Raw genomic sequence first — 8,226 nt, 5'->3', positions numbered from 1 at the left:
GTGCTGCCGCGGACGCTGCATGTGGAGGAGCCGTCCTCGCACGTGGATTGGTCGGCCGGTGAGATCTCCCTGCTGAACGAGAACGTGGAATGGCCACAGGTGGAGGGTCGTCCGCGCCGTGCGGGTGTGTCGTCGTTCGGTATCAGTGGCACCAATGCCCACGTCATCATCCAGCAGGCTCCACCGGAGGGCCTTCCCGCCTCGGGTGAGACCGTCGACGCCGGTACGGATGGCATCGCTCTCCCCTCGCCGCTCTCCGGCATGGACGGTCGTACCCACCTCCTGCCCCTCTCCGCCGCGGACCCCCGAGCGCTGTGTGCTCAGGCCGAACGGTTGGCTGCCTTCCTCTCGGCGGATGCCGAGCTGTCGCACGGGGACGTCGGGCTCTCCCTCGCCACGACGCGTTCCCCGCTGGAGCACCGGGCCGTCGTCGTGGCCGCCGACCGGCAGCAGGCCTTGAGCGGCCTGCAGGCAGTGGCGGAGCGGGCGTCCGTCGCCCATGTGGTCACCGGCACGGCAGCCGCCGACGGCGGCCGCACGGCTTTCCTGTTCGCAGGTCAGGGCTCTCAGCGGCTCGGTATGGGTCGGGAGTTGTATGAGAGGTATCCGGTGTTCGCGGAGGCGTTCGACGCGGTGGATGCGGAGCTCCCGTTCAGCCTGCGGGAGGTGATGTTCGGCGATTCCGGTGGGGATGCGGAGCGGCTGAATCGTACGGAGTTTGCGCAGCCTGCGTTGTTCGCGTTTGAGGTGGCGTTGTTCCGGTTGCTGGAGTCGTGGGGTGTGCGGCCGGACGTACTGGCCGGGCATTCCATCGGCGAACTCGCGGCCGCGCACGTTGCCGGGGTGTGGTCGCTGGCGGACGCGTGCCGCCTGGTCGCCGCGCGGGGTCGGTTGATGCAGGCGCTGCCGGAGGGCGGTGCGATGCTCTCGCTCCAGGCGTCGGAAGAGGAAGTGCTTCCGCTGCTGGAGGGCCGCCAGGCCGAAGCCGGAATCGCCGCCGTCAACGGCGCCGAGGCTACCGTGGTCGCGGGCACGGAAGCAGCCGTCGAGGAGATCGCCGAGCACTTCCGGGGTCTCGACCGCAGGACGACAAAGCTGCGGGTCAGTCACGCATTCCACTCCCCGCTGATGGAACCGATGCTCGCCGACTTCCGTACGGTCGCGGAGAGCCTGGCGTACGGTCGGCCGCAGTTGACCCTCGTCTCCACGCTCACCGGGGAACTCGCCGACGCCGCCGAGCTCATGACCGCCGACTACTGGGTGGATCACGTGCGGCGGCCGGTGCGTTTCGCCGATGGGGTCCGTTGTTTGGACGAGCAGCATGTCACCCGGTTCGTGGAGCTGGGTCCGGACGGCACGCTGACGGCGCTCGTACAGGCGTGCCTGGAGGACCAGGAGCACCTGACGACCCCGACGCTGCGCAAGGACCGGGACGAGCCCGGCGCGCTGCTGAGTGCCGTGGCGGCGTTGTACTCCCGCGGCACCGCGCTGCGCTGGCCCGCCGTGTTCGCCGGTTCGGGCGCATGCCGTGTCGCCCTGCCGACGTACGCTTTCCAGCGGCAGCACTTCTGGCCGGGCACCCCGGGGGCCGCGGCGGGCGACGCCGCCGGGCTCGGGCTCACCGCCTCCGGCCACCCCCTGCTCGGCGCCGAAGTCGCGCTGGCGGAAGGGACGGGCGCTCTGTTCACCGGCAGACTCTCGCTCACCACTCACCCTTGGCTGCGGGATCACGCCGTGGCGGGCGCGGTCCTCTTCCCGGGCACGGGCTTCCTGGAGCTGGCGCTCCAGGCCGGTATCCGCGTCGGCTGCGGGCGCGTGGCGGACCTGACCCTCGAGACGCCGCTGATCCTGCCCGAGCGGGGTGGCGTACGGGTTCAGGTCGCGGTCGGCGGCCCGGACGAGTCAGGGCGGCGCACCGTGTCCGTCTACTCGCGGGGCGACGCAGACGGGGCCGGGACAGAGGGGTGGATGCGCCATGCCACCGGATTCCTCGACGCCGATGGCACCAACGGACCGGACGGCGTCAACGGGGCGCCGAGCCTGGAGAGTTGGCCGCCGGCCGACGCTTCCCCTGTCCCACTGGACGGCTTCTACGAGCGGCTGGAGGACGAGGGGTACGGCTACGGACCTGTGTTCCAGGGCCTGCAAGCCGTCTGGCTGCAGGGCGACGACGTCTGTGCCGACGTCCGTCTGCCCGACGACCAGCAGGGAGAGGCCGAACGCCACGGCCTCCACCCGGCCCTGCTGGACGCGGCGTTGCACGCCTGGCTCGCCGCCGGATGGGCGGCGTCGGACGGCTCGGCAGGCATACGGCTGCCGTTCGCGTGGAGCGGTGCCACGCTGACGGCGGTGGGTGCGTCCGCCGTCCGGGTGCGGCTGTCGCGTGTGGACGAGGACACGATCGCGCTGACCGTCGCCGACGCCGAGGGCCGGCCTGTCGCCCGCGTCGACGCCCTCACACTGCGGGAGTTGAGCAGGGATGCGCTGGCTCTGTCTCCTGCCGCGGGTGCTCCGCCCGTCCACCGGGACGCACTCTTCCGGCTGGACTGGAGCGCGCTGCCGCCGCTGTCCGGATCCCTCCCGGAGTGGGCCGAGCGGTGGGCCGTCGCCGGCCCCGCGGTGGCGGGACTCCGCGAGGCCCCGGCGGGGCACTACCCGGATCTTGGCGCGCTGGCCGCCTCGGTCGACGCCGGAGCGCCGCTGCCGGGGGCAGTGCTCGTCGCCTGCGGCCCGTCCGTGGCGGAAGGCCCGGCACTGAGGGCGGGCGCGGACGACGCGGAAGCACCGGGCACCGTGAATGCGCCGGGCACCGTGAATCCGCCGGGCACCCTGGATGCACAGGGCACCGTCGACGCGCCGGGGACCGTGGAAGCAACCACGGCGGTGCTGCACCACACCCTCGCCCTCGTGCAGACCTGGCTGGCCGACGATCGCTACGACGCCGCCAGGCTGGTACTGGTGACGAAGGGGGCTGTGCCCGCCGACGGGGACCAGGCACTCACCGACCCGGTGGCCGCTTCCGTTTGGGGACTCGTCCGCTCGGCCCAGTCGGAGCACCCGGGACGTCTGGTCCTGCTCGACCTCGAGTCCGAAGCGACCACCCCTGCGGACGGCATCACCTCCATCGACCAGGCCCCCCGTACCGACCAGGCGTTCCGTAACGGCCAGGCCTCCCGTACCGACCAGGCCTCCCGTAACGGCCAGGCGTCCCGTACCGACGCGGGCGCTCCGGCTCCGGACGCTACGGCCGCCGACCACGACGCCACCCCGTCCGATCCCGCGGCCGCCGCTGCCCACGGCATGTCCACGCCGCTCGACCCCGCGCCCGCCCTCGCCTCCGGCGAGCCGCAACTCGCCCTCCGCGGCGGAGTCGCCCACGTGCCCCGACTGGTCCGGGCCTGCGCGGGCGGCGCCCTGCTGCCGCCGCCCGGCGAAGACGCATGGCGGCTGGATGTCACCACGCCCGGCACCCTCGACAGCCTGGCCCTGGTCCGCTGCCCCGAGGCCACCGGAGCACTCGCCCCCGGGGAGGTACGGGTCGGGATGCGGGCCACCGGCGTCAACTTCCGTGATGTCCTGGTCTGTCTGGGCATGCTCGACCGCGAAGTGCCGGGTCGTGAGGGCGCCGGCGTGGTGCTGGAGACCGGCCCCGGCGTCACCGGCCTCGCGCCCGGCGACCACGTTCTCGGTCTGTTCTCCGGTGCGTACGGCCCGGTGGCCGTGACTGACCACCGTCTGCTGGCCCGGAAGCCCGACGACTGGTCGTTCACCGAGGCCGCGGCGGCGCCCATCGTCTTTCTCAGCGCCTACCACGGCTTGGTGGACCTGGCCGGTCTGCGCCCCGCCGAGTCCGTTCTCGTTCACGCGGGTACCGGCGGTGTCGGCATGGCCGCCGTTCAACTCGCCCGGCACCTGGGCGCGGACGTCTTCGCCACGGCGTCCCCCGCCAAGTGGGAGACCCTGCGGGCGATGGGCCTCGATGACGACCACATCGCGTCCTCGCGCGACGCCGACTTCGAGGAGAAGTTCCTGCGCGCGACCGCGGGACGCGGCATGGATGTCGTCCTCAACTCCCTCGCCCGGGAGCTGATCGACGCATCGTTCCGGCTGTTGCCGCGGGGCGGTCGCTTCATCGAGATGGGCAAGACCGATCTTCGCGAGGCGGAGACCGTCGCCGCGGAGCACCCAGGGGTGGAGTACCAGGCGTTCGATCTCAGGGACGTCGACCCCGACCACACCGCCGAGATGCTCGCGAACGTACTCGCCCTCTTCGAACGGCGGGAGCTGCGCCCGCTCCCGGTCACCACCTGGGACGTGCGGCGGGCCCCGGAGGCGTTCCGGTACCTCAGCCAGGCCCGGCACGTCGGCAAGATCGTCCTCACCGTTCCCGAGGTGCCGGTCGACCTCGCGCTCACTCCCGCCCACGGTGCAAGCACCGCAAGCCACTCGGACGACGCAGGTGGCGGAGCCTCCGCAGCCGACGGACGTGCCGGAGAGGACAGCCCGGACGCACCTACCGCGGAGCACCGCCCGGACGCACCCACCGCGGGGCACACCCCCGACGGACGCACCCCCGACGGACGCACCCCGGAGCACACCCCGGTCTCGGGCGCCCGTACCCACGGCACCGTCCTGATCACCGGCGGAACCGGCAATCTCGGCGGACTGTTCGCCCGCCACCTGGTGACCCGTCACGGCGTCCGCCATCTGCTGCTGACCAGCCGCAGCGGCCCCGACGCCCCCGGCGCCGCCGAACTCGCCGCGGAACTCACCGGGCTCGGCGCCACCGTCACCGTCGCCGCCTGCGACACCGCCGACCGCCCCGCCCTGGCCGCGCTGCTCGCCGCGATTCCCGCCGAGCGTCCGCTCACCGCGGTCGTCCACGCGGCCGGCATCCTCGACGACGGTGTGGTGGACGCCATGACGCCCGACCGCCTCGACCGGGTCCTTCGGCCCAAAGCGCAGGCGGCGTGGAACCTGCACGAACTGACCCGCGACCTGAACCTGTCGGCTTTTGTTCTCTTCTCCTCCGTGGCCGCCACCTTCGGCAGCCAGGGACAGGCCAACTACGCCGCCGCCAACGCCTTCCTCGACACCCTCGCCCAGCACCGCCGGGCCCAGGGGCTGCCCGCTCTCTCCGTGGCATGGGGCCTTTGGGACACCGGCGACGGCATGGCAAGCGGCCTCGGCGCCGCCGACGTCCTGCGCATCGGCCGCATGGGCCTCGCACCGCTGTCCGCGGAGGACGGCCTGGCCCTGTTCGACACGGCGCTGTCCGCGGACCAGGCGTTGCTGCTGCCCACCCGCCTCGACCTGGCAGGGCTGGAACGCCGTGGCTCCGAGCCGCCCGCCCTGCTCAGGGCGCTGGCCCGCACCCCGGTCCGGAGGGCCGCCACCCCCGGCGCGGACGCCGCGACGCGGAACGGCGGCGACAGCGGCACGACGGTCTCCTTCACCGAGGTGTTGCGCCCGCTGTCTGCCGAGGAACGGGAACGGGCCGCCCTGGACCTGGTCCGCACCCACACCGCGGCCGTCATCGGGCACGCCGACCCCGAAGCGGTCGACGCCGACCGTCCGTTCAAATCGCTCGGTTTCGACTCCCTCACCGCAGTGGAGATGCGCAATCGGATCAGCGCCGCGACGGGACTCACCCTACGAGCCACGCTGATCTTCAGCTATCCGACCCCCGCGGTCCTTGCCCGGTACGTGCTCGAGCAGTGCGCGCCGCAGGAGCCGCGACCCGCCGACGTCCTTCTCGCGGAGCTCGACAAGCTCGAATCGGTCATGACCGGCTTGGACAGCACCGACGGCACACGAGGCGACGACGGGCTCAACGACGAGGTGACCACCCGGCTCCGGGAACTGCTGACCCGGTGGACGGGCGACTCGGCCGCCCCGACAGTGGCCGGCACCGGACTCGAATCCGCGACGGACGACGAGATGTTCGACCTCATCAACAAGGAGCTGGGCCTCTCATGACACCGACCCCGGACCGCTCAGGTCCTGACGTCTCTGGATCCCCCTCGGGCTCCTCGTAGGAAGTGGCATCGAATGGCGAGCAACGAAGAGAAGCTGCGGGACTACCTCAAGCTGGTCACGGCCGACCTTCGTCAGACGCGCAAGCGTCTGCAGGACATCGAGGAACAGCAGCAGGAACCCATCGCGATCGTCGCGATGGGCTGCCGCTTCCCCGACGGGGCCGACACCCCCGAGGCCCTGTGGCGACTCCTGGCCTCCGGAACCGACGCCGTCACCCCGTTCCCGAACGACCGCGGCTGGGACCTCGACGCCCTCTACGACCAGGACCCCGACCGGCCCGGCACTTCGTACGTCCGCGAGGGCGGCTTCCTGCACGACGCGCCGCTGTTCGACGCCGAGTTCTTCGAGATCTCGCCCCGCGAGGCCCACGCCATGGACCCGCAGCAGCGGCTGCTCCTGGAGACCTCCTGGGAGACCGTCGAACGGGCCGGAATCGTCCCCGCCGCCCTGCGCGGCTCGGCCACGGGCGTGTTCATCGGCGCCATTGCCCAGGACTACCTGCCGCGCTCGCACGACACCCAGGCCGAACTCGGCGGCCATCTGCTCACCGGCAGCACCATCAGCGTCGCCTCCGGCCGCATCGCCTACACCTTCGGCCTCGAAGGACCCGCCGTCACAGTCGACACCGCCTGCTCGTCGTCGCTGGTGGCCCTCCACCTGGCCGTACGGTCCCTGCGATCCGGCGAGTGCGACCTCGCGCTCGGCGGCGGCGTGACCATCATGTCCGGCCCCGACATGTTCGTCGACTTCGGACGGCAGCGCGCGCTCGCCGCCGACGGCCGGTGCAAGGCGTTCTCCGCCGCGGCCAACGGCTTCGGCCCCGCCGAGGGCGTCGGCATGCTGCTCCTGGAACGTCTCTCCGATGCCCGCCGCAACGGCCACCGCGTCCTCGCCGTGATCCGCGGCAGCGCCGTCAACCAGGACGGCGCCTCCAACGGGCTGACAGCCCCCAACGGCCCCGCCCAGGAACGGGTCATCCGCGCCGCCCTGGACAATTCCGGCCTGTCCACCGGGGACATCGACGCCATCGAGGCCCACGGCACCGGCACTCCCCTCGGTGACCCCATCGAGGCGGAGGCGCTGCTCGCCACCTACGGCTCCGGGCGGCCCGACGACCTGCCCCTGTGGCTCGGCTCCGTCAAGTCCAACTTCGGCCACACCCAGGCCGCCGCCGGTGTCGCAGGCGTCATCAAGATGGTGCTGGCCATGCGCCACGGCCTGCTGCCCCGCACGCTGCACGCCGACGAACCCTCCCCGCACGTCGACTGGACCGCAGCGGACCTCCGGCTGCTCACCGATGAGCAGCCGTGGCCCCACCAAAAGGACCGCCCGCGCCGCGCGGCCGTGTCCTCCTTCGGTATCAGCGGCACCAACGCCCACCTGATCGTCGAGGAGGCCCCGGCCACGGAGCCGCCGGAGGGCGCCGTCCGCGCGGCCGAGGCCGGCCCGGCGACGGCCGTGGAGGGCCCAAAGGAGCCGCGCGAGCCGCGCGAGCCGCGCGAATCGGCGGTGGGGGCGAGCACGCTGGCCGCACCCGCCGGCTTGGGCACCCCGCCCGTCGACGAACACCCCCTGCCCTGGATCGTCTCCGGCCGCAGCCACGCCGCGCTCACCGCACAGGCCGCGCGCCTGCTCGACCACCTCGGAAACGAGCCCCCGACCGACCCGGCCGACGTCGGTCGCGCCCTGGTCACGACCCGCTCCACCTTCGAACACCGGGCCGTGATCACCGGCCGTACCCTCGCCGACCTGCGCGCCGGTCTCGCAGCACTCGCTACCGGAGAGCCGCATCCACGGACCGTCACGGGCAGCGTACGGGCAGGCGGGCGTACCGCTTTCCTGTTCGCGGGTCAGGGGTCTCAGCGGCTCGGTATGGGTCGGGAGTTGTATGAGAGGTATCCGGTGTTCGCGGAGGCTTTCGACGCGGTGGATGGGGAACTGCCGTTCAGCCTGCGGGAGGTCGTCTTCGGTGAGTCCGGTGGGGATGCGGAGCGGCTGAATCATACGGAGTTTGCGCAGCCTGCGTTGTTCGCGTTTGAGGTGGCGTTGTTCCGGTTGCTGGAGTCGTGGGGTGTGCGGCCGGATGTGTTGATCGGGCATTCGATCGGTGAGTTGGCGGCGGCGCATGTGGCGGGGGTGTGGTCGCTGGCGGATGCGTGTCGTCTGGTGGTGGCGCGGGGTCGGTTG

General features: G+C 72.3%; 2 protein-coding genes. Both read left to right on the top strand.

Translation table 11 applies throughout. The annotated features are described in order from the left end of the window. Positions 1 to 42 precede the first annotated feature (42 nt). Entirely contained in the window at positions 43 to 5,979 is a 5,937-nt protein-coding gene (locus tag AB0M26_RS30800) for an SDR family NAD(P)-dependent oxidoreductase (protein WP_365266155.1), read from the top strand. A gap of 72 nt (positions 5,980 to 6,051) precedes the next feature. Continuing rightward, positions 6,052 to 8,226: type I polyketide synthase (locus AB0M26_RS30795; RefSeq protein ID WP_365266153.1), on the top strand; the 2,175-nt coding region annotated here is incomplete at its 3' end.

The sequence above is a fragment of the Streptomyces sp. NPDC051776 genome, assembly GCF_040681345.1.
GTDB lineage: Bacteria > Actinomycetota > Actinomycetes > Streptomycetales > Streptomycetaceae > Streptomyces.
Note: the sequence above shows the minus strand (reverse complement) of the source record. Positions and strands in the feature narration are given on the sequence as shown.